The organism is Burkholderia sp. Ap-955, from assembly GCF_011753045.1.
GTDB lineage: Bacteria > Pseudomonadota > Gammaproteobacteria > Burkholderiales > Burkholderiaceae > Burkholderia > Burkholderia lata_D.
Genome location: NZ_VWWH01000002.1, coordinates 96,877 through 116,283 on the forward strand (window position 1 = coordinate 96,877; position 19,407 = coordinate 116,283).

Below are 19,407 nucleotides of genomic sequence, written 5' to 3' on the forward strand. Positions count from 1 at the left end.
GACTCAAGGCAAACCCATGACGACCGTTGTTTCCCGCCCCGCTTCCGCACACCGAGCGCTGACCTGTCTTGCCCTTGCCGCGACACTCGCATTCGGCGGCTGTGCGATCGCCCCGCCCAGCCAAGTTGCCACGACGCCCGCCGTTGCGGCGCCCTCGCAATGGGCCGAGACATTGCCCGGGAATCAGGGCACCGTCGGCGACGCGTGGTGGCGTGATTTTGGCGATCCGGTGCTCGATCGCCTGGTGGACAGCGCGCTCGATGCCAATCGCGACCTGAAGGTCGCCGCGGCGCGCCTCGCGCAGGCGCGCGCGCTCGGCGACAGCGCCGAGGCGGAGCGCCGCCCGCGGCTGGATGCGATGGCCCGCGGCGAGCGCGGGCGCGAAAACAGCCTCGAGCCGCGTGCGGAGCGCAGCGGCGTCGGCTTGCGTGCCGCGTGGGAAGTCGATCTGTTCGGGCGCGGTGCATTGCTGGTGGACGCCGCACGGTCCGACAGCGATGTCGCTCGCGAGGCGCTCCGCGCGGCCCGCATCGCGCTGGCCGCGGACGTCAGTACCGCCTACTTCGAATTGCGCACGCTGGAGCGGCGCTCCGCGCTCAAGCGCGAGGCGCTCGAGGTTGCGCAAAGGCAGGCGGTCGTGGCGGCGCGCAAATTCGCCGCGGGCCAGGTGACGGCGCTGGATGTCGAACGCTGGCGTGCCGAACTGGCGCAGGAACAGGCGTCGCTTGCCCAGCTCGACGGCGAACACCGGGTGCGCTTGCATCAGCTCGCGCTGCTCGTCGGCAGCCCCCAGGCGCCCGAGCTCGGCGCGCAAGCCGTGCCGGCCGCACTGCCCGCGCCGCCCGCGACGGTGTTGCCCGCCACGCTGCTCGAGCGCAGGCCCGACGTGCAGCGTCAGGCGCGTGCACTCGACGCCGCGCTCGCACGTGCCGGCGCCGCCCGGAAAGAGGTGTATCCGCGGCTCCAGATCGAGTGGGCAGGGACGAAGGAAAGGCTGGCCGCGGTCGGCGATGGCGCCGCGCCTCGCGTGGCGGTCGGCTATGGCGTGTCGGTGACGCTGCCCATCATCGACGGTGGTCGGATTCGCGCCAACGTCGCGGTGCACGATGCGCGCGCGCAGGAAGCGATGGCCGAATACGAAAAGGCCATGCTGGCGGCGCTCGTCGACGTCGAGACGAGCCTGGCCCGATGGTCCGCATCGGATCGCTCGATGCAGGAGTGGCAGCGCGCCGAGGCAGCCGGCAAGGTCGCCGCACGCAATGCGGCCAGACTGTATGACGCAGGCCAGGCCGACATGAGCGATGTGCTCGCCGCGCGCCACGCGCACCTGCGCTCTCGCGACGCGCTGGAAACGGCAATTGGCGCGCAATGGGAAGCCGCGGTCGGCTTGCGCCGCACCTTTGCCGGGGCCGTCTAGGCTGCCAGGCCGACGAGCGTCGGTCCTTCACTTACTTCGCATGCCGGGGTTCGGCACCCGCCGGCGCGGAAGCTGCAGAAGCCGCCGCCGGCGCATTCATGTACGCCGGCGCCGCCTTCGTCTTCTGTCGGACGCCCGGCGGTGGCGCAACCGGGCGCCGCTCCATGTCGGCCAGCATCTGCCCGCACGGCAACGGGCGGCTGCGGCCCGGCTGCAGCAACGCGAGCAGACTGGCGAGCGGATTCAGCAAGCCCAGCCCGACCGCGGCACCGCCACGCGCGATCAGTGCCCCCGCCTTCACCCCGACGTGCGGTTGCTTGAAGGATCCAGTGACGTACAGCGGCGAACGTAGCGATATCACCCGGAATCCCTTGGTATGAGGATGGATCGTCAGGTTCATGGTCTCGTCCCGCAGGTTCACGTTGCCGTCCATTACGATCACCGCGTCCTCGGTGTCGAGCGCGAATACGCGCGAGTCGAGCACGCCGTTGGTGACCACGAAGTCGGCCACGCCGCAGTTGATCTTGACGTCGCGTGTGCCAAACAGTTTCTCGTACACCACGTTGGCGACGTTCAGCCCCGCGGCTTCCATCAGCAAGAGGCTCACCGTGCCGTCGGTCACCAGTGTCTTCACTTCCCCGTTGGAAGTCGCGGCGAGCGCCGCCGGCGAATTGCCGGTGGCCGATAACGCGGCATCGCCGTTGATCTCGCCGAGCGCCGTTTGCATCACCGGGAAGGTCGGGAACAGTTGCTTGAGTTTCAGATGCCGTGCCTGCAGCGAGAACCGCCCTTTGAGCGGCACGCCGCTGCCGTCCAGGTGGATGTTCGACGCAAGCGTCCCGCCCGCGACACCGAAGTTCAGCGGGTTGAGCGTCAGCACACCGTCATGCATCACGAGATGGGTCGACAGGTCGGTGATCGGCAGGCTCGCGGTCTTGACGATGCGCCGGCCGGTGAATCGAACGTCGGCGTCGATCTTTTTCCAGCGTTCCGTGCGAAATGTCTCGACCGGCAACGCCTTGTTCGCGGGCTGTGTGGCCGCGGCACCCCGCCGCGCCTTGCTGGCATTCGTGTCGGCGCCGATGAGCGGCGCAAGGTCGGAGAACTGCAGCAGCCTCGACTCCAGCGTACCGGACAACAACGGCCTCGGTTCGCGCGACACGTACACCAGCGTGCCGCCGAGATCGCTACCGCCGACGCGTCCCGTGAAGTTCTCGTACTTGAAGACGTTGCCTGACGCCCGGAACTGGCCGACCAGCCGGCCGTCGGTCGCATAGGGTGAGGTTTCGGGCAGCGTGATGCCCGTGACGTCATACAGCTTGGCCATGCTGGTGCCCGCAAGCCACAGCCGGAGATCGACCGCGGCCAGGTGAGACGGGTCCGTCAGCGTGCCGACGAGCGCCAGGTGCGTATCGCCAAAGCGCAGATCGGCCTGTACCGGAAACGGGCGTTGCGCGCCCCGCACGTCCAGCAAGTTGCCGATCTTGCCCGTGCCGGCGACCTTGCCCTTCTTGTAGGTCCCCTTGACGGTCCAGCCAATCGTGTAAGTGCCGACACCGGTGGAGGCCGCGGGCGCCGCACCCGCCGACGCACCCGAGGCCGCCGAGGCCGCCGCACCCGGTGCGGCAGCTGCGGGGGCGTTCGATACCGCGGCCGGCCCTGATGCAGCCGGGGCGATTGCGGTGCCTGATGTCGTCGCTGCCGCATGCGAAGCAGCGGCCAACGCTTGCGAAGCCGCCGCCGATGCGCGTGACGCCGCTTCGGCACCCGACGCCGGAACCACCGTTTGCGCCGAACCGGCGTGGGCCTGGGCCGCGAGCTTCTTTTGACCCGCCGGCCCGACTGCCTTTGCCGATTCGTGGTGCGCCAACGCCTCCTGCTGTTTCATCACCGCGCCGAACGGGATCGGCTGGCCGAGCGTATCGATCACCGCGCTCAGATCGAACTGCTTCTGCTGGTCGTAGTAGCCGAGATTGCCTTGGGCAAACGCGATCTCATGCAGGTCGAGCGTCCATCGGCCCGGCTGAGCGGGCTGCTTGAACTTGAACGTCCAGTTGACTCGCCCGTCCTTCAGGCGTTCGAGGTCGACGGACGGATTGACCAGGTCGATGGCCGGAATCACGATGCGGCGCGCCATCAGCGGCAGCGCCTCGACCTCGAAACTGATCGCGTCCAGCGTGACGAAATACTGCGTGCGCGCCCAGTCGGGGTTGGAGATCGTGACATTGCGTGCGACGAATCGTGGCCAGGGCACCCATGCGCGCCAGCCGTGCTCGCTCGCCGGCCGACGCCACCCGACATGCAGGTCGCCGTTGATGGCGAACTGCCGTCCGATCGCGTCCGACACCTTGTCGTCGATCCAGGGCCGGGCTCGATTCCAGTCGAACGTCACGATGACGATCACCAGCGCGGCAAGCGCCAGGGCGACGCTCACGACGAGCCACGCGGCCGCCTTGCCGACGCTGTGGCCGATGTGCATTGCTCACTCCCCGAGTTTGCTGCCCGGTATCCAGCAATGCGCGTTCCTGAATACAGAGCCTCGTTCCTGAATATAGGAGCCTTCCGCCAGATGGCGTGCCGGGAATTCGAAAATGGGGTTCGCACGACTTTTCAGTCGTCGATCTTCGCAGTAACGTTCCGGATCGACTGCTCCCCTGCCGCGCGCGGCGGGGGCAGTGGCAAGCTTGTCCGGCGCGAGAAGCGGGTGCCTGCTGCAGCGCTTCCGCATTCGTGGGATGTCGATCGGGAGGATCAATGGATCGTCGCCATTTCCTCAAGTCGTCGGCTTTTTTTACCATTGCGGCTGCAACCGTCGCCGTCACGCACGACGTTTCACCGGCGGCCCTGCCGGGCAGCCCGGTGCGCAAGAACCTCCATCGATTCCCGCAAGGTGTAGCAAGCGGTGATCCGCGCGATCGCTCCATCGTGTTCTGGACGCGATGCGTTCCGGTATCCGGCGGCGTGCAGCACGATGGAAAAGGCGCCGCGCGCGCGGTACCGCTGCGACTCGAAGTGTCGACGCTGGCGGATTTCTCGACGCTCGTCGCCAGCGTCCCGTTGCGGGCGCTGGCCACCTACGACTTCACCGTGCGCGCGAAGGTGACGGCGCTCTCGCCGAAGACCGCCTACCACTACCGATTCATCGCCGGCGACGACGTCAGCATGACGGGTGTCGCGCGCACGGCGCCGGCGGCAAACGAGGCCAACGAACAGGTTCGCTTCGCGTGGCTCACCTGCCAGGACTGGAGCGTCAACCACTGGCAAGCGATGACGCTGCTGGCCGACGAGCGCGACCTCGATTTCGTCGTGCACGTGGGCGACTACATCTATGAAACGGTCGGAACCTCTCCCCCCGGCCGTGCCGAACCGGCGCATCATCCGCTGCACCTGAACGGCGGCAAGCTGCTCGCGGACGGCCGCGCGTATGCCGAGACGCTCGAAGACTACCGGACGCTCTATCGCACCTATCGGACCGATCCGCGCCTGCAGACGCTGCACCAGCGCCTGCCGATGATTGCGATCTGGGACGACCACGAATTTTCCGACGACTGCTGGCAGGACCATCAGGTCTACACCAACGAGGAGCGGCAGGAAACCGCGCGGCGGCGCAGCGCCAGTCGCGCGTGGGCGGAGTACATGCCGGTGGATTGGGACGATGTGCGCTTCGAGCCGGACAATCCGGCGTACACGAACATTCGCATCTACCGCGATTTTCGTTTCGGCATGCTGATGCATCTGGTGATGACGGACGAGCGGCTGTATCGCGACGACCACGTCGTGAGCGAAGCCGCTATCGCACGTGCGCACGGGCACGACCCGGTGCATGGGGACGACGCGGCCGGCTCGCGCTACTTCGTCAAGCAGGACATGCTGCAACGTGACGAGGCGCGCGACACCCGGCAGTTCGGCCGCCCGCCGTCGATCCTCGGTCCGGAACAGACACGATGGTGGAAAACCTTGATGAAGGACTCGCCGGCAACCTGGAAGGTATGGGGCAACGAAGTGATGTTGAACCGTCTGTGGTTCGTGATGCCAGGCGCACCCGGGACACCGGCGGCCCGCCTCGTGGTGGATTGCGACGCATGGGACGGCTATCCCGCGCACAAGCACGAACTGCTCGCTTACTTGAGGGAGCACGGGATCCGTAACGTCGTCGCGATCACCGGGGACCTGCATGCCTTTCAGGGCGGCGTCGTGCGGGACGATCCCGATCCCGCGACGGGGGTGCCGGTCATCGTCGATTTCGTCTGCGCCGGCATCAGCAGCATGTCCTTCTATTCCTACCTGAAAGCCGCGTGGAACGGTACACCACTCGCGTCGATCGCGGCGACCCCGGCCAGACTCGACCGCTTCCTGATGGCGAACAACCCCGATCTGTGCCACGCCGACCACGACGCGCAGGGTTATGCGTCGGCCATCGTCACACCGGAATACTTTTCCGTCACGTTCAACAAGGTGAAGCCGTTGAACCCGGACGGCACCGCGCCCGCGGACGCACTGCTTGGCCGCACGCGATTGACGGTGCCCCGGGATTCAGTCGAGGTACGCGTCGAACCTATCTAGACTCCGATGCGGCGCGTCAGTGGAAATGTCCGCCGAAAAGCCCGAGCAGTCCAATGACGATCAGGTAGATTGCAACGATGTAGTTCAGCAGGCGCGGTACCACCAGAATGAGAATCCCGGCGATCAGCGAGACCAATGGGCTCCAGTTCGTGAATGTGTGCATGGCGTTGCCCTCATGACAATAGATCGCGAAATCGCTGAGTGAAGCGCCTCTCGAGCAGGCGATCTGAACGACAGACATGCGTCGTGCAGCGTTCGTTGGCGGACCGGAGCGATTTCCGTGCCTGGCTCAGCATGCGAGCCGCCGTGAAAATACCGGCATGCCTTCGCGCAATGGCGTTTGCACATCTCACGGCGCTTCATCTTGCAGAAGACGTAACGCGCCGCGATGTCGGGACAGAATTGACAAGCGCTTGAAAAATCGTCCGCGGATCGGCCGAGGTCCGGTCGTGTGCGCCCGACCGGGCACGGGATGGATGGCTCGCTTCGTGCGTGGGCGCTTTCGACGAGCGAGCAACTTGCGTGCCCGATCGCCTGGCTCGCGCCGCTCCTATTTTGCAGAGGATGTTAAAGCAACACCATGAGCCGCCTCCGAGCATGTCTGCTCAAAACAGTACAAGCCACTTTTTAAAATCGAGTATCACGCATTGAGCCGCTCGACCATCGGCTTGAGTCAAAACCGGCTCGTTCCCGATATTTGTGACGATAGCGTTCCCGCGCAGCGAGTCCGGGCCCATCACCAACGATGCGCGTTCGATTCGGTACAGGCGTGACACACGTCCGGCAACTTTCTACACCATTCAAACGCGACGGGTTAACCATGATCGACCGTCGAAAAACGCCATGTTAACTTCCTCGATCATACGACTTGGTCAATTGACCTGATTCGTCACGAATACGGCAGCTCAGCGGAAACCCTGGTGAATGGCGCCATGTCCGTCGCCTCTGGATCTGGAAACAGGTACTGAACCACCCGGAGGTCGCGACAACGTCGGGAACAACGTGCGCGTTCCGTCAACTGGCGTGAAAGCAACGTATGGCAGATGGCGAAGGTATATGCAGTCAAATGACTCAGTCAAAAACTCGACTTGATGTCTGGATCACACCCGAATCAGAACGTGATGCCGCGTCTGATTTACCCGTCCACGCAACTTTGAGGCAAACATGAACGCAAATATTCAGAACATTCAGGGCTCCCTCCCTACCGTCCCCAAGCAGACCAGCGCGCAAGAAATCGTGTCGCTCATGAATCAATACGGTGGAGTCCGGATCAAGAACTATCTGACCCAGGAGCAGGTCGCGAACATCAACCGTGAGGTCGATGCTCCGCTCGAGCGGCTTCGCGAGGGGTCGTCGCACGATAACGAACTGATCAAGGAATTCCACGGCACCTATACGAAGCGCCTGACGAACATGGTCACGCACAGCAAGACTTTCGGAGACGTGCTGGACGACGATCTCTTTCATGAACTCGGCGAGGTGCTCTACCGTGAAGAGTCCGGCGACTGGTGGCTTTCGACCGCGCAGGTCATCGACATCGGCCCGGGCAACACGGCACAGATGCTGCATCGCGATGTCGGCAATTTTCCGCCCCTGTGTGCGCTCGGAGTCAACGGGCCGACGGTGTTCACCAATCTCATGATTGCCCTGACGCGCTTCACCGAGGAAAACGGTGCCACCCGAATTATTCCGGGGAGCCAGAACTGGGACGAGGACTACTTCGACAGCAAGGGCACGCCCGACATGACCATTCCCGCCGAGATGGACGCCGGCGACGCGTTGCTGTTCAGCGGCAAGGTGATCCACGGTGGCGGCGCGAACGTGACGAAGAATGAGCGCCGACGCGGGCTCACGATTCCGATGCAACCGTCCTACCTGACGCCGGAGGAAGCGTATCCGTTCATCGTCGAGATGGACACCGTGCGACGCCTGTCGAAACGCGTTCAGCGAATCATCGGCTTCCGCTCGCAATATCCCGCCGGCACGCCGGGCCTGTGGCAAGTCGACTACGACGATATCGCCACGCACCTCGGCCTCTGAGCCGCGAACGGGCGCACGCATCGGTCCGGGAGGGTTGATCCCCTCCCCCGGATTCCCTGATGCACGTGCGCGGGCCACGACAGCATCGCCACCAGCGAGACACCCCATGAAGATCGACCTGACGAATCGCGTTGCGACCGTGACCGACGACCAGGTCGCTCACCAGTTCGCCCAACGCCAAGAATCGACTTTCTATTGCACCTCATCCAACTCAGGAGCGTGATCATGGTGAAGCGTTTATTTGTCGCAATCTCTCTCGTTGCCGGGCTCCTTCTTGTATTAAGCCCGGGATTCATGGTCCTCTACCATATCGAGCATTACGACTCGAGCCAATAGCTCCACCTGGAAAGATCGAGCATGCCGGCGTTGCCTTGCGTGCGGATCGTATCGAACACGATCCGCGTAGCGCATGGCTCGCACTTCGATCGGCGGCTTTCTGTCTCGAACCGGCCCGACGGTTAGTGGGTCCATGCATCGAGGACGCGCGGGCCCGCGCGCTGCGGATACTTCCGACTGCGTCGATCAGTCTGCCCCTGCCATGCGTGCATCGTGCGTCTGAACACGCCCGTACACACCACGCTTTCCGGCTGCGAAACCTTCTGGCAGAAGTACACCGCCGCCCCCAGTCAGCATCCCCACCTTGATCGCCCTGCATCCCTGCTCGAAGGTTGAGCGGGGATTGTCTTTATGCAGATCAGATAGCGACGTCGCACAGCACACGCCGACGAATTGCCGCTGCTCGACTCGCCTCCCCCATCGCCATGGCATGCCGAGCGAGACGTTGAGCCACCGCCGTGCGGGACTAGTGGAAAACGCCAATTTCCGTCTGGATGACATTTGCAGACACTGGACTTGGTCATATGACCAACTCTAGAAAAGCGACGGCAGAGGCCCAAGCGGGTGACGCAGCGACGCTGCATTCGCGACGCGAGGCCGGACAGCGCGTTGATCCAACGACGGGACGCGAGATTTCGGAAGCAGCATTTCCCAAAATTCCGGGGTTCCAATACTTGGTCATATGACTCAGTCACGAGACTTGATACCGGATCTGACATTCCCAGAACGAATTTTTCACAAGGAGTCGAGCATGGACAGGCTGGCAAGGAAGAACGAGTGGTTCGCAAGAGCCGAAAAGGTCATCCCGGGCGGGATGTACGGTCACCAGAGCGTCAAGTACCTGACGGAAGATTTCCCGTTGTACTTTGCGAAAGCGAAAGGTACCCATCTCTGGGACGTCGACGGCAACAAGTACATCGACTACGTGTGTGGCTACGGCACGAACCTGTTCGGCTACGGCAACGAGCGGATCGAGCAGGCCGCTGCCCTCCAGTTGCAGAAGATCGACACGGCGACGGGCCCCAGCGAGGTGATGGTTCAGCTTGCCGAGGCGCTCACGCAACAGGTCAGCCACGCAGATTGGGCGATGTTCTGCAAGAACGGCTCGGACGCCACGTCGATGGCCATGGTGATCTCGCGCGCCTATCGCGAGAAGCGCAAGATTCTCGTTGCGCGCGGCACGTACCATGGTGCGTCTCCGTGGAACGTGCCCTATACGACGGGGATCACCAAGGAAGACCGGGCTCACGTCGTCTACTTCGAGTACAACGATATCGAGAGCCTCAATGCCGCCGTCAAGAGCGTCGACGGTGACGTAGCGGCCATCTACGCAACGCCGTTCCGGCACGAAGTGCTCTACGATCAGTTTTTCCCGTCGATCGAGTACGCGAAGGAATGCCGTCGCCTCGCGGACGAGCAGGAAGCGCTTCTGGTCGTCGACGAGGTCCGCACGGGGCTGCGCCTGTCGCGTGATTGCTCGTGGTCGGACTGGGGTGTGCACCCGGACCTCAGCTGCTGGGGCAAGGCCATCGGCGGCGGCTATGCGATCGCGGCGGTGCTCGGTTCGGACAAGGCACGAGAGGCCGCGACGAACATTTTCGTCACGGGCTCCTACTGGCTCTCGGCCGTGCCGATGGCCGCGGCCATCGAAACGCTGCGCCTGGTACGAGAAACGGACTACCTCGAACACACGAAGCGGTTGGCGGACAAGCTGCGCGCCGGCATCGCCGAGCAAGCCGAGCGGCATGGCTTCGAACTCAAGCAGACCGGGCCGAGCGTCATGCCCCAGATGCTGTTCGCGGGTGACGACGAGCTCGTGTCGCGCGGCCGGGCGTGGACGTCGGAAGTCATCAAGAATGGCGCCTATCTCCACCCGTGGCACAACATGTTCTTCACGGCAAGCCATACCGACGAAGACATCGCGCGTACGCTCGAAGCGACCGAGGTGGCATTTGGCGCGATCAAGCAGAAGGCGGTTGCAGTGAGCCGCCTGGACATTCTGGACACCGTGCAGCGTTGATGCCGGATGTTGGATGAGCCTTCGGCCTGCGGCCGAAGGCTGTATTGCCGAGTGCATTCGCCCCGCGTCAAAACCCTGAGCGGCCGATCGGCATTCTGCTTCGAAGGTCTTGTATCTTCGTCGTCGAGGCCCGAGCGCATGTGTCCATGCGGACACTTTGTCTCAGACCTTCTTTCCCTCGTAGACGAGGTTTCGGTCGTCGACGACTCGGTCAATCGCCGGCGCGGAAGATCGCCGGCTGGACGTTGGTGAAGTTCGGCACATCGCCGACCACCTCGGCTGTTCCGGCCGAGGCCAGCGCGGCGTCGATTCCGGCCTGCTCGCTGAAACGCAACACGGTTACGCATGCATCGGGCTGCGGCCCCGGCGCCGGAAACAGGATCTCCGCCGATTGCAGGCCAAACTCTCCCCAAGCTGCCCGTACCAGCGAGATATGCGTTGCACGATAGTACTCGCGATCAAATTTCATACCCTCTACTGCGGGATAACGCACGATCAAGGTAGCCATATCCGTTCTCTCGGATGAAGATATAAATACATTCCCGAAGGAACGCGACAATTACTGCGGCTTTCGCTCCAGGCGGCCAAGGGTATAACCTCGAAGCAGATTCCCTTCCTTTTCCTGCACCCTTTCCAGCGCACAATAGGCGTAATACAACGAAACCGACATATAAGACCACGACAGCAATGCGAATATATAGAAAATCATGTGATCGCTGTCGCCCGGGATATGATAGAAGTCGTAGATGCTCGCAATAATCTGCGTGGATACGAGTGTCAGGATCACACCAGCAGCATTACGATACTCTCCGGCATTCGCCAATTTCTTGACGACGTAAATGAGGTAAAGCGAGAACAAAGACCACATCACCAGATAGAAATACGGCTTGGGTCCAACCATGAAATCCGCGGTCCACAAAATAACCGTCCCCACCAGTGCACCAACCGCATACAACACGTCGCCGACAATCGACGGTTTATATCGATGCGTAACCGACATCATGCCCGCAACGATGATGATCGGTACGCCGAAGCCTCTTGAAAACGCGTCGCAGAAAAGCGAGATATTTAAAAAGATCGCCTTGCCGGTCAAGGCATTGATCATCAAATTCGTTGCCGAGAACGTCACGACCAGCGACTCGAATCCGAGGAGGCCGTTGCGCTTCCCGAAGTACTTCACGCCACATATGAACGAAGTCACGATCAACGCGAGATCGGCCAGGCAATAAAGATAGAACTTGAGTTCCATGAAAAAATTCCGCGATCGTCGAGAAATGGGTCTGCCGCTACGTTCGTCATCCACGTTCACGGCAGTTTTTTGCGCTGCCTGTCGACGCGAACGGGCTCTTTCGAGAGATGTCTGCTCCGCTCCGGCATGTCAGGCATGCTGGCGCCGCCCAGGTACCGGTGCGGTCAGTGCGGCCACGCTCGGTTGACAGCTTCGCCGTGCACGTCAGGCGACAGCGGCTTCGGCATGTCTTGCCTTGAACTGCCGGATCGCCACGCTGGTCAGAAAGATCGGCACCACCAGCAACCCGACGGAGAGCCAGCCGACCGCGCGCAAACCGGCCACGCTGAACACCGTGCCGGCAATCGCCGGGCCCACGGCCAGGCCAAGATTGATTGCCGACGCACAGGTCGCGGTGCTTCTTCCGCTGGCATCCATTTGCGAAAGTGCCCCCACCATGTAAGGGGCAACCAGCGTCGCGCCGGCACTGACGAGCGCCGTTGCCACGAGAAACGCCCACCTGCCGCCCACGCAATACATGCCCAGGCTGCATGCAATCAACAGCGCGAGTCCAAGGGCAATCGGCTTGAACAGACCAAAGCGATCGCCCAGCCAGTTGACCGCCACGCCCACCGGCAACTGGAGGGCCGCATTGAGCATGAACAGCATGCCGAGTTGCTCCGCTTCGACGCCCCGGGTTGCGGCGACCTCGGCGGCAAATCCCATGAGGGCCGTCTGCGAGACGTAGATGAAGAATGCGCTGATCAGAATCCCTCGGACGTCACTGGATTTGATGGCGTCCTTCGCGACCTCTTCCTCGCTTGTGTTGACGGCAGGATGCATGAACGCGCCGAAAAACAGCGCCGCCACGACCACGACGAGCTGGACGGCATCCACACCGATACTGCCCATCTTCACATTCAGGATCGGTACGACGTACATCGCACAGGAAAATATGATGGCCATCGCCACAGCGACTTGCGCCGCGACCTTCTCCGGGTGCTTGACGTGTGCAATCACCCCATACGCGCACACACAGCTGACGCCCAAGGCGACGCCGAGAACCAGCTTCGCGGCGACGAATACATAGAAATTATGTGAAAACATCGCACACGTCGACAGAACGGCCAGCGCTGCCGCAGCGAGCGCACCCGTTCTCTTGTTCAACGTCGCCGTGTGACGACCGAAAAAGATGATGGAAAGCGAAAGACAGAGCAGCACCGCGGACGCAAGCCAACCAGCGGTGCTTTCGGACAGCCCGAACCGGGCCATCGATTCTTCGATGCTGAATGGGAGCAGATAGGTGGGAGTCCAGACCACAGCCCCTGTATAAAGTAGCGCGATTCTTCGGATTCCCTTGATTTCGTAACTCACGATCGACTCCTTGTCGTTTGCACGAATACGAGATCGCGACGAGGCATCGAACCGCCTCTTGCTCGCATTCATGCTGGCACTGTTTCGAAGACTGCTGCATCCCACCGAAAAATCGCAATATCGAAATTGCTCGCGCTTCACCGCCCCCAGCATCCCGTCGACCGACTACGATGCCTTCAGGTGATGGAATCGCCCTATCTCCGCGTGAAAACCGGGCCAGGATTCCACCACCCCTCCCGACCGTTAATCGAAATGCCCGACCTCGAGGAAATCCTTCATTTTCAACAGGTCGTTCGGGTCCGACATTTGACCGTTACGCTCGACGAAGCCGGCAAAAGTCGTGCCGTACGTCCAGCCGAGCAGGCGCTGCAGCTCTTCCGGATAGCGCTTCACGCGTTCGATGGGCAGCGTGAGGTACTGGTTTTCTTCCTGCCGGAGGATCGCCAGGTCATACGACATCGTCAGGCCGGTGCGCGGTGCATTGCTGGTGTTCTTCCCGCCGCCGTGATAGGTGGAGCCGATGAAGAACAGCGCATCGCCAGCCGACATGGTCGCGGGAATGGCTTCCTCCTGCCTGGGCATGCGCTCGTCGTCCCACTTGTGGCTACCCGGGATGACGAGCGTGGCGCCGTTTTCCGCCGTAAAGTCCGATACGGCCACCATCACCTGAAACCGGGCCTCGCGCCCATAGTTCGGATGCCGCCAGAGCCATACGGAATCGTCACGATGCAACGGCTGCAGGCCCTGACCCGGCAGAATCTGGATGGCTTGCGTCACCCCCACCTGAATATCGGGCGCGACATCGACCTGGTTTTCGCCGCTCCAGATCTTGATCGGCGTCTGCAGGATGCTGCGCGCCGCGCCCAGATAGAGCGGATGCAACGCAACCTCGGCCATCCAGTCGGTACGCGCGAAGAGGCGCGAGACGCGACGCGTCTGTGTCCCGGCGAAGTAATCGTCTACTCCGTTCGGAGCGGACTCGAGCGTGTCGAAGAGCGTACGCTGGATTCGCGCAAGCAAATCGGAATCGAGAAAGTTTTTGACGATCGCCCCGCCATCCTGCCTGACTGCATTGGCAAGATCGTCAGGAGTGCTATTACTTGAAAGGCGTTGCAAAGACATGATGATTCCTCTAACAGGTTGTCAATGATTGAAGAGTGCGGCGTACCCTCGGTCACCACTGCCTGCTGCAATGGATGACAGGATGCGCTCGCGCAGCGCCTTCAGAACTCGCGGCGGCTGCCCGATATCTTCGTGCGCCTGCTGGAACAACCCGGTCGCTCGCGCGTAGATGTCCAGGTCTGCGCCTCGTGGTTGATAGTCGGAAGCCGCCACGGATTCGAACAGACCTTCGATGAAGTGCGTCTGCCCGGCGATATAGGTTGGAATCAGGTCGCGAATCTCGTCGATCGAAACACCGGAATTCACCACGAACCTGAGACCTTCCAGGAACGCTGCGCCGGCACCAAAAACGAAGGTGCCCGTCAACCCGGCATCGAGCACGTTCGGCACATCGGGTCGTGTGCTGACGTAGGTGGATTGCGGCGCGATCTTTCGAAGCAGAGGCTCAACTTCGTTCCAGATCTTCTCGTCGCCACCGAAAAGGATGACCGCGCTCTCTCGGCCGATATCCGGCGGGAAGCACTGGATTGTTCCACTGATGAATTTGGCTCCGGCGCCACTCACGATTTGAGCCAGCTTCAGGACCTCGGACGGGCGCCCCGTAGCCAGATTGACCACCGTTTTCCCTTTCAGGCGCTCGCCCAGTTCTTCAAAATCCGCCGCGAGGTCAATCGGCGTTGCAGTCACGACGACGATGACGTCTGCCTGATCGCAGGCCGCAGTGGCATGCTCGGCAACCCGGGCTCCCAGCTCGCGCAGACGCTGCGCCTTTTCCGCCTTCCTGTTCCAGACGACGACTTCCGCGCCATCGTCAACCAGGGAAGCGGCAATGGCAGACCCCATCACCCCCAGGCCCAAGACAGCAATCACGTTGCTCATTCGTATTCCCTATCGTTGTCGTTGACCACACTACCGAGAAATATCCTTCATTCAAGTCAACCACTCGAATCATTTGACTGGGTCATACGACTATCAAGCAAGCCGTATGCCAATCGGATCCGAGTGTTCGCCCGCCGTGAAGTGCGGCTGACGCGGCCGGTGGTGATACGCATGCCCCGGCACGGGGAATCCGCCGCACCAAGTGATGCTCAGCGTCACGATAGCGGTGCAGACAAGTTGACTTGATCAAATGACCACGAATCTACAGGCACGAGTCTTATGCTTCGACAGGACATTGGGAATACGGAGTTTCCATTAGCTTCGTCATGACGGCACCGTACGAGCCAATGCAGTGACGTCCTTCCAGGACACGCACGGCTGCTTAACCGTGCACGTGCGATGGTCACCGTACCTGCGCATCTGCGAAACAGCCTCGTCGAAGCAGAACCGCAAGCGCCGCTCGACGAGCGGCGCACCCCTTGATGCGCCGGGCCGATCCACGATGAGCGAGTCCGCCTCCAGGTTCGCGAAGCCTGCCGCCGAATCGCCTCGCCGTCGTGATGTTCGTCCGGCGTCGCGACGCAGCGACGCCATCACCATGCCCGGCACGTACCTGCGAACGGCATTTCTCACGCCGCCATGGCGGCGCAACATCCGGGCAGGCCAATGCCTCACATTGCTGGCGAAATGCCGCCCATCGTCATGCTAATATCCGAGGATTCGACTACCCTGCACGGGTAGCGCCTTTGGACGAAGACACAAAACGGAGCGCTGGCCTATGCAGAGAGTACGGGCTGAAGTCCGCCGCCAGGACCTCGTGGCGGCGACTGTCGCGGTGATTGCCGAGCACGGTGTGAAGGGTGCCACGACCCGCCGCATCGCCGAGGCTGCAGGATGCCCACTGGCTTCCCTGCACTACGTCTTTCACTCAAAGGACGAGCTGTTGTTCGCCGTCTACGAGTCACTGATCGACCTGATCCGCTCGGATAGCCCCGAGGCTCCGGAGCACGGCACCCTGTCGGACCTGGCGGAGTTCAACCTGCGCTCCGTCATGACCTGGTTCGAAGCCAACCCGACCTACGCGAAGACCCAGTCGGAGTTGTACACATGGGCGCTCAGGCATCAGCCCGACATGGCCGTCGGCGCCCTTCGCATCTCCCAGGAAGGTGCCCGCAGCAACCTGGCCACCGCCGAGCCCCGTGCAGATGCCAAGGCGCTGGACGCCATCGCGCGGCTGACCATCGTCCTGATCGACGGCCTGCTCTTCTCGTGGTTTGCCCAGGAAGATTCGAAGCGTCTGGCCGTCGATGTCGACCACGCCTGCAAGATGCTGGCCGCCTACGCGGCGACACTGTCGGATGCCCGCCCTGCCGCCAAGCCCCCTCGCAAGTCAGTACGGAAGCACTGAACCGCTGCCACCTGCGCGGAGGCACAGGCCCCCCGGTGCCCTCACAGCGGCAGCGTCGCCGCTTCAAATGACCGCACGGCTCGCGGCGCATGACGTTGCAATCTCAACCATGCGCCGCCCTGCGCACACGCTCTGCTCGAAGGTGCTTTCAGGAACCCTCGTTCGCGTTCGACCGCGACACGTGCGACGTGAAGTAACCGGCACCACCGAGAATCCACACCGGCTGCAGCCAAGCACCTTGCTTCCATTCGCACGGAAACCCGACGCTCCCGACAGGCAGCCCCCGGTCTTACGTCGCAGTGCTCGCGCTCACGGGTTTACCTCCATCGACAGCGCCTCTCTGTCTGCTTAACGTTGACCGATCAAATGATCAAGTCAACCGATCGCATTTTCCAGAATCAGCTGAAACAAGCGAACTGAAGATTCAGGGCACCCGTGGCCCGGCCCATTCATGGACAAACTTTCAAGAAGCCGACATAATTCACGAGCGTTATGGTCACTTGACCATGTATCACGGATAAACACTACACCTGTGTCTGACGTGAACGGAAGAGGATTTTCGGGTACCGGAGTTTACCAATGACAAGAGTTCGCGCTGCGTTGCGGCGACAAGATTTTGTTGACGCTGCCGTTGAAGTCATCGCCGCGCACGGCGTCGCTGGAGCTACCACGCGGCGAATCGCTGAAGCCGCAAGCTGCCCCCTGGCGTCGCTGCATTATGTATTCCATACCAAGGACGATCTGTTCGACGCGGTTTACGAATCCCTGTTCGACCTTCTCGCGGCGAATGCCCCCGCTGACAAGGAATTTCATTCTTTCGGCGAACTCGCCGGATGGCAGCTGCGCAAGATGGTCGAATGGCTCGTGCAGCATCCTTCGTACGCCCGGGCACAGTCTGAACTGATCCAGTGGGCCGAGCGTCATCGCCCCGAGTTCGCGTTGAAAACCTATGTCCAGACCATCGAGCGAACGATCGCTTACCTCGGCAAGTGCGCGCCGCAAGTCAACCATGACGCGATCGAATCCATCGCCAGAATGAGCATCATCCTGATCGACGGATTGCTGAACAGTTGGCACGGAGACACGAATATGCGCCAGCTCAGGGCGAACCTGGACAGCGCAAGCTCAGCGCTGGAGGCGTTTGCCACCTCCCTCTCGAACTCGACGGTACAGGCTTGAGCGTCGCCGCGGCATGTCATTGCACCCATCGCCGGCAACACGACGAAGCCCATCCGCACGACGCCTCATGGCTGGCTTCGATCTTGCCGCCTTTCCGTAGACGGACGTCCGCGGACCGCCGGGCGCCCGTCGTCGATTCCCGCTAGCTGGCGGCGCCCGGCGCCGCGCCGAACATCGACTTCGTCTCCAGGAACTCCTCGATGCCGGCGTAACCCCACTCTCGCCCGTTACCGGACTGCTTGTACCCACCGAACGGCGCCGCGATATCGACGGGTGCGCCGTTCAGATGCACCATCCCGGTCCGCAACTTTCTGGCGACTCGCTCCGACTGTTCGATCGAGTCGCCATAGACGTAGCCGGACAATCCGTACGGCGAGTCGTTGGCAATGGCGACAGCGTCCGATTCGTCCTGATAGGGGATGATCACCAAGACGGGGCCGAAAATCTCCTCGGTTGCGATCTTCATGCGATTGTTCACGCGGCTGAAGACCGTCGGCTTGACGTAGTAGCCTCGTTCAAGCCCGGCGGGATTGCCGAGCCCACCCGACACGAGCACCGCACCTTCGTCGATCCCCGTCTGGATCATCTCCTGCACCTTTCGATGCTGGCGCTGGTTCGCCATCGGCCCCATGGTCGTACCGGGATCGCGCGGATCGCCGACGACGACCTGCCCGCATGCGGCAACTGCGATCTGCTCCGCCTCCTCGAGCCGATGCGCCGGCACCAGCATGCGCGAGGGCGCGGTGCACGTCTGGCCGGAGTTGGCCATCATCTGGAGCACGCCATGCGTGACGCCCTGCTGAAAGTTTTCGCTGTCCAGAATGATGTTCGCCGACTTTCCGCCCAGCTCCAGCGTCACCCGCTTGATCGTCGTCGCGGCGGCCTGAGCGACCTCCACGCCCGCGCTCGTCGAACCCGTCAGCGACACCATGTCGAAGAGCGGGCTGGACGCGATTGCCCTGCCCAGGCGCTGCCCGGAGCCCTGCACGAGATTGAATACGCCGGGAGGGACGCCGGCCTTCTCGAGGATCTCGGCGAGAACGATGGCTGAATACGGCGCATTCTGACTCGGCTTCAACACGATCGTGCAACCCGCCACCAGCGCCGGCGCCACCTTGCACATGACCTGGTTCATCGGCCAGTTCCACGGTGTAATCAACCCGCACACCCCTACCGGCTCCTTCACGATCCGCGACGTGCCCTGGGTTCGTTCGAACGGATACTGCTTCGCAACTTCCAGGGTCGTATGGAGGTGCCAGAGCCCCAACGCCGCCTGAAGCGGGCGAGAAATGGCGTCCATCGGCGCACCCATCTCGAGCGTGATGGCGTCCGCCATATCCTGCAACCGCTCGGTGTATACGCCGATCACGCGCTCGAGCAGCGCGAGCCGCTCGACGAGGGGCGTGCTCGAGAATGCCGCGAAGGCGTCGCGCGCCGCCTCCGCGGCCAGGTTCACATCGGCTTCATCAGAGAACAGCAACACGCCGGAGACTTCGCCGGTCGCCGGATTGATGATGTCGTGCTCAATGCCACCGTTCACCGGCTCCACCCAGCGGCCGCCAATGAACGCCCTGCGGAGATGGTCTGCTTCGAAAATCGGCATCTGCTCGCTCCATGTCAGTTGGTATCGAGGGCGAGTCTTCAGCCTTCTGGATCGCCCGGGAAGATTCATACTATCGTCTTTTTTGATCATTTGGCCAAGTCACGCGACTCAGTAATAATCAGTATTGCCACCGGCACGCCGAAGGAAGACGCTTCAGGAAACGAACAGTCATGCTGCTACAAAGCATCTGCAGTGGGTGTGACCGGATGATGATGGAGACGGGACCACGAGTCGGCTT

14 protein-coding genes are annotated in these 19,407 nt (G+C 62.2%); 6 read left to right on the forward strand and 8 right to left on the reverse strand.

The genetic code is table 11. The features are described from left to right. Nucleotides 1-16: 16 nt before the first annotated feature. The gene (locus tag F3J15_RS01535) at nt 17-1,417 is read left to right on the forward strand and encodes a TolC family protein (protein ID WP_166886900.1); all 1,401 of its coding nucleotides are present in this window, start codon (nt 17-19) and stop codon (nt 1,415-1,417) included. Nucleotides 1,418-1,448: 31 nt separating this feature from the next. Here F3J15_RS01535 and F3J15_RS01540 read toward each other — a convergent pair whose 3' ends face one another. Beyond that, entirely contained in the window at nt 1,449-3,896 is a 2,448-nt protein-coding gene (locus F3J15_RS01540) for an AsmA family protein (RefSeq protein ID WP_166886903.1), read from the reverse strand. Between the two features lie 275 nt (nt 3,897-4,171). Between F3J15_RS01540 and F3J15_RS01545 the strand changes: the two genes are divergently transcribed. Beyond that, a complete protein-coding gene (locus F3J15_RS01545) occupies nt 4,172-5,980 on the forward strand; it encodes an alkaline phosphatase D family protein (protein ID WP_166887188.1) in 1,809 nt (602 codons plus the stop codon). Nucleotides 5,981-5,996: 16 nt separating this feature from the next. On the opposite strand, the gene F3J15_RS01550 is transcribed toward F3J15_RS01545, so the two are convergent. Next, entirely contained in the window at nt 5,997-6,143 is a 147-nt protein-coding gene (locus F3J15_RS01550) for a DUF3096 domain-containing protein (protein ID WP_076841491.1), read from the reverse strand. A gap of 1,001 nt (nt 6,144-7,144) precedes the next feature. Between F3J15_RS01550 and F3J15_RS01555 the strand changes: the two genes are divergently transcribed. Together F3J15_RS01555 and F3J15_RS01560 are read left to right on the forward strand one after the other, a co-directional pair. Continuing rightward, complete coding sequence (locus tag F3J15_RS01555) at nt 7,145-8,020, forward strand: phytanoyl-CoA dioxygenase family protein (protein ID WP_166886906.1); 876 nt, start codon at nt 7,145-7,147, stop codon at nt 8,018-8,020. A gap of 1,036 nt (nt 8,021-9,056) precedes the next feature. Then, nucleotides 9,057-10,376, forward strand: coding sequence for an aminotransferase class III-fold pyridoxal phosphate-dependent enzyme (locus tag F3J15_RS01560; RefSeq protein ID WP_240158611.1), 1,320 nt, complete (start codon nt 9,057-9,059; stop codon nt 10,374-10,376). Between the two features lie 211 nt (nt 10,377-10,587). Here F3J15_RS01560 and F3J15_RS01565 read toward each other — a convergent pair whose 3' ends face one another. The 5 genes from F3J15_RS01565 to F3J15_RS01585 form a co-directional block, all read right to left on the reverse strand. Then, the gene (locus F3J15_RS01565; RefSeq protein WP_166886909.1) at nt 10,588-10,884 is read right to left on the reverse strand and encodes an EthD family reductase; all 297 of its coding nucleotides are present in this window, start codon (nt 10,882-10,884) and stop codon (nt 10,588-10,590) included. Nucleotides 10,885-10,935: 51 nt separating this feature from the next. Further along, nucleotides 10,936-11,625, reverse strand: coding sequence for a hypothetical protein (locus tag F3J15_RS01570; RefSeq protein ID WP_166886912.1), 690 nt, complete (start codon nt 11,623-11,625; stop codon nt 10,936-10,938). 204 nt (nt 11,626-11,829) lie between these two features. Next, nucleotides 11,830-13,050 (reverse strand): MFS transporter, encoded by a 1,221-nt coding sequence (locus tag F3J15_RS01575; protein WP_205190635.1) that lies wholly within the window; start codon nt 13,048-13,050, stop codon nt 11,830-11,832. Nucleotides 13,051-13,221: 171 nt separating this feature from the next. Further along, nucleotides 13,222-14,100: a phytanoyl-CoA dioxygenase family protein gene (locus tag F3J15_RS01580; protein ID WP_089487362.1), complete on the reverse strand. Its 879-nt coding sequence runs from the start codon at nt 14,098-14,100 to the stop codon at nt 13,222-13,224. Nucleotides 14,101-14,121: 21 nt separating this feature from the next. Continuing rightward, nucleotides 14,122-14,979 (reverse strand): NAD(P)-binding domain-containing protein, encoded by an 858-nt coding sequence (locus F3J15_RS01585; RefSeq protein WP_205190636.1) that lies wholly within the window; start codon nt 14,977-14,979, stop codon nt 14,122-14,124. A 778-nt stretch (nt 14,980-15,757) separates the two neighbouring features. Here F3J15_RS01585 and F3J15_RS01590 point away from each other — a divergent pair. Both F3J15_RS01590 and F3J15_RS01595 read left to right on the forward strand, forming a co-directional pair. Further along, nucleotides 15,758-16,387, forward strand: a complete 630-nt coding sequence (locus tag F3J15_RS01590; RefSeq protein ID WP_089449252.1) for a TetR/AcrR family transcriptional regulator — start codon at nt 15,758-15,760, stop codon at nt 16,385-16,387. A 579-nt stretch (nt 16,388-16,966) separates the two neighbouring features. Continuing rightward, nucleotides 16,967-17,566 carry a TetR/AcrR family transcriptional regulator gene (locus F3J15_RS01595; RefSeq protein ID WP_166886915.1) on the forward strand — a complete coding sequence of 200 codons (600 nt, stop codon included), beginning with the start codon at nt 16,967-16,969 and terminating at the stop codon, nt 17,564-17,566. A gap of 142 nt (nt 17,567-17,708) precedes the next feature. On the opposite strand, the gene F3J15_RS01600 is transcribed toward F3J15_RS01595, so the two are convergent. Then, on the reverse strand, nt 17,709-19,169 hold the full coding sequence (locus F3J15_RS01600) for an aldehyde dehydrogenase family protein (RefSeq protein ID WP_089449250.1): 1,461 nt from the start codon (nt 19,167-19,169) through the stop codon (nt 17,709-17,711). Nucleotides 19,170-19,407: the final 238 nt, after the last annotated feature.

Coding starts and splice junctions, on each gene's coding strand:
- F3J15_RS01535 (WP_166886900.1), top strand. CDS start 17: ATGACGACCGTTGTTTCCCGCCCCGCTTCCGCACACCGAGCGCTGACC.
- F3J15_RS01540 (WP_166886903.1), bottom strand. CDS start 3,896: ATGCACATCGGCCACAGCGTCGGCAAGGCGGCCGCGTGGCTCGTCGTG.
- F3J15_RS01545 (WP_166887188.1), top strand. CDS start 4,172: ATGGATCGTCGCCATTTCCTCAAGTCGTCGGCTTTTTTTACCATTGCG.
- F3J15_RS01550 (WP_076841491.1), bottom strand. CDS start 6,143: ATGCACACATTCACGAACTGGAGCCCATTGGTCTCGCTGATCGCCGGG.
- F3J15_RS01555 (WP_166886906.1), top strand. CDS start 7,145: ATGAACGCAAATATTCAGAACATTCAGGGCTCCCTCCCTACCGTCCCC.
- F3J15_RS01565 (WP_166886909.1), bottom strand. CDS start 10,884: ATGGCTACCTTGATCGTGCGTTATCCCGCAGTAGAGGGTATGAAATTT.
- F3J15_RS01570 (WP_166886912.1), bottom strand. CDS start 11,625: ATGGAACTCAAGTTCTATCTTTATTGCCTGGCCGATCTCGCGTTGATC.
- F3J15_RS01575 (WP_205190635.1), bottom strand. CDS start 13,050: ATGAATGCGAGCAAGAGGCGGTTCGATGCCTCGTCGCGATCTCGTATT.
- F3J15_RS01580 (WP_089487362.1), bottom strand. CDS start 14,100: ATGTCTTTGCAACGCCTTTCAAGTAATAGCACTCCTGACGATCTTGCC.
- F3J15_RS01585 (WP_205190636.1), bottom strand. CDS start 14,979: ATGAGCAACGTGATTGCTGTCTTGGGCCTGGGGGTGATGGGGTCTGCC.
- F3J15_RS01590 (WP_089449252.1), top strand. CDS start 15,758: ATGCAGAGAGTACGGGCTGAAGTCCGCCGCCAGGACCTCGTGGCGGCG.
- F3J15_RS01595 (WP_166886915.1), top strand. CDS start 16,967: ATGACAAGAGTTCGCGCTGCGTTGCGGCGACAAGATTTTGTTGACGCT.
- F3J15_RS01600 (WP_089449250.1), bottom strand. CDS start 19,169: ATGCCGATTTTCGAAGCAGACCATCTCCGCAGGGCGTTCATTGGCGGC.